Origin of the sequence: Streptomyces sp. NPDC005281 (assembly GCF_040607495.1) — a bacterium.
In the GTDB taxonomy this organism is placed as follows: domain Bacteria; phylum Actinomycetota; class Actinomycetes; order Streptomycetales; family Streptomycetaceae; genus Streptomyces.
Genome location: NZ_JBEXGX010000094.1, coordinates 1 through 2119 on the forward strand (window position 1 = coordinate 1; position 2119 = coordinate 2119).

At 66.9% G+C, this 2119-nt stretch carries 1 protein-coding gene and 1 pseudogene; one reads left to right on the forward strand and one right to left on the reverse strand.

What is annotated here, in order from left to right; genetic code table 11:
* Positions 1 to 608 (forward strand): annotated as a pseudogene (locus ABZV42_RS42160) (IS5 family transposase); the annotation flags it as partial.
* Between the two features lie 121 nt (positions 609 to 729).
* Here ABZV42_RS42160 and ABZV42_RS42165 read toward each other — a convergent pair.
* Positions 730 to 1323 carry a hypothetical protein gene (locus ABZV42_RS42165; protein ID WP_355991961.1) on the reverse strand — a complete coding sequence of 198 codons (594 nt, stop codon included), beginning with the start codon at positions 1321 to 1323 and terminating at the stop codon, positions 730 to 732.
* Positions 1324 to 2119: the final 796 nt, after the last annotated feature.

Consider the following 2119-nt stretch of genomic DNA (forward strand, 5'->3'; position numbering starts at 1 on the left):
CACCGCAGGTTCATGATCTGGTCGAGGGCCGGCGTGTGGGGCCGCCTGCATGAAGCCGTCATTCACCGGCTCGATGACGCGGGCCTCGTCGATGTCTCCCGTGTGGTCCTCGACTCGGCTCATGTACGCGCTAAAAAGGGGGCGAGCACACAGGTCCGAGCCCCGTGGACCGAGGCAAGCCGGGTTCCAAGATGCACATCCTGTCGGACGCGAACGGACTGCCCCTGGTCGTCGGCATCTCGGCCGCCAACGTCCACGACAGCCAAGGCCTGAAGCCCATGGTGGCGGGTCACCAAACGAAACACGACCCCTACCGCGGCCGCCACTTCAAACCCCAACGCCTCCACGCCGACAAGGCCTACGACGTCCCCGACCTGCGAAAATGGCTCCGCGGCAAGCGGATCGGGGTGCGCATCGCCCGCAAGGGCATCGAGTCCAGCGAACGATTGGGCCGACGCCGATGGGTGATCGAACGGACCATGTCCTGGCTGTCCGGCTACCGCAGACTCAGCCCCCGCTACGAACGAATTGCCCGCAACTACCTGGCCTTTCTCGGCCTCGCCGCAGCACTCTGCTGCTACAAACGGCTCCTCAAACTCACCATGTAGGACACCGTCTTAGGCAGACCCGACGGACTCTCGCCACGCGCCGCCGCCCGACCCCGCCCTTCTTGATCGAGAACGTCGCACCTTCGATCGGTACGTCCGGCCTCACCGCAGAACAGCTCATTCAGGCTTGGGGCAGCGCGGCAGCACCACCCCTCCGGTTCTCGATCCGCTGACTTCCCGGTACCGGAATGCATGACGAACACCGGCGGGAAGCGGAACAGTCCCGCCAGCTCGACGAGCCGGGCAGGTCCCTGCGGATGCTGTGGCAGTCCTGGGGTGACAGAGCGACGATCACGAGCGCTTCGTTGTCGCGGCGCACCGACGTGCCACAGCGCCAGGAGCGGCACCATCTGCCTGCGTGCGCCCACACCGAAGCAGACCGGGGCCGCCACCTTCGGGTGGTCGACAACGGCGTCCAGGACGTCCCGGAGCCGCGCCCAGGTGCGGACGGGGTGTCGTCCCAAAGGACGTACGGGGTCCCGCCACGGAGGTAGGACAGGACCATCAGGTCGACGATGGTGTCGTCATCGACGCTCGCGAGAGCGGCCCGACGGGACCGCGCGGAGGCCGCGGCGAGTTCGGTGAGCTGCTTGGTGCGCAGCCGCCAGTCCGGTACGAGGGACGTGCGGGGGCACAGGCCGCTGTCGACGATGTTCCTGGCGCGGACGGCGAGAGCGGCGAACCGAGTGCGGGGCGTTGCGGCAGTCGTGACCATGGCCGCGGACCGTAAAAACCGGAGAGGGCTTACGTCGCACGCTGCCGTGGCCGGTCCCCTACGCGTCGTACTTTCGTCTCATCCCGTGGCGTGCCCGGTCTCGTCGGGAAGTCGCAGGTGCGCCTAGCAAAGGTTCCAGGAGTCGACGACGAAAAGTGATAGGCCCGCCACCAGGCCGGCGGCCGGGCCGGACGCGTCCCGGCTGGAACGATTCGTCGGCACCCGCGCCCAGCATGTTTTGTTGCAGATTCCTGTGCAGAAACGGCCGCCGATCCTACGAGGAATCGTAAAGCGCAAAGCCCTTGTACCCCCTCCTGACGTGCACTTATGGCTCACACGGCTCGCTCGAAAACCTGAGAGTGTGCGGGTTCCCGGCGCGACTCGGCGCCATCAGTCAAGGGGGGCAAATGGAGATCATTACGGCCGTCATCACGACCGTGGGCACCATCGTGGTCGCGCTCATCACCACACGGCGGCGCGGCTCGGGGGACAACCCGCAGTGAGGTGACGTGACGGGCTTCCTGGAGGGAGGACGCGTCACGTCACCTCAGCGCGACGCGTACAAACGGGTCCCCGGCCGCCGGACTGGCGGCCGGGGACCTGGCTTCTCCTGAGCGCAATCCCTGCGCTACTGGCGGGAGGGGGTTATTCCGACCGTGCACTATTCCCCTTCTTCTCCGGCCGTGGGCTTCGTCCCCAGGGCCCGCCCCTGACCCGCAGCAGGGCTCCACGACATGGCTCCTGGTCATGCGAGTCAGGGTCGAATGACGCTATCTCAATAGCCGTCGGGCCAGGA

Bases quoted from the DNA above. Each gene is read 5' to 3' on its own strand.
- ABZV42_RS42165 (WP_355991961.1), bottom strand. From the start codon at position 1,323: ATGGTCACGACTGCCGCAACGCCCCGCACTCGGTTCGCCGCTCTCGCC.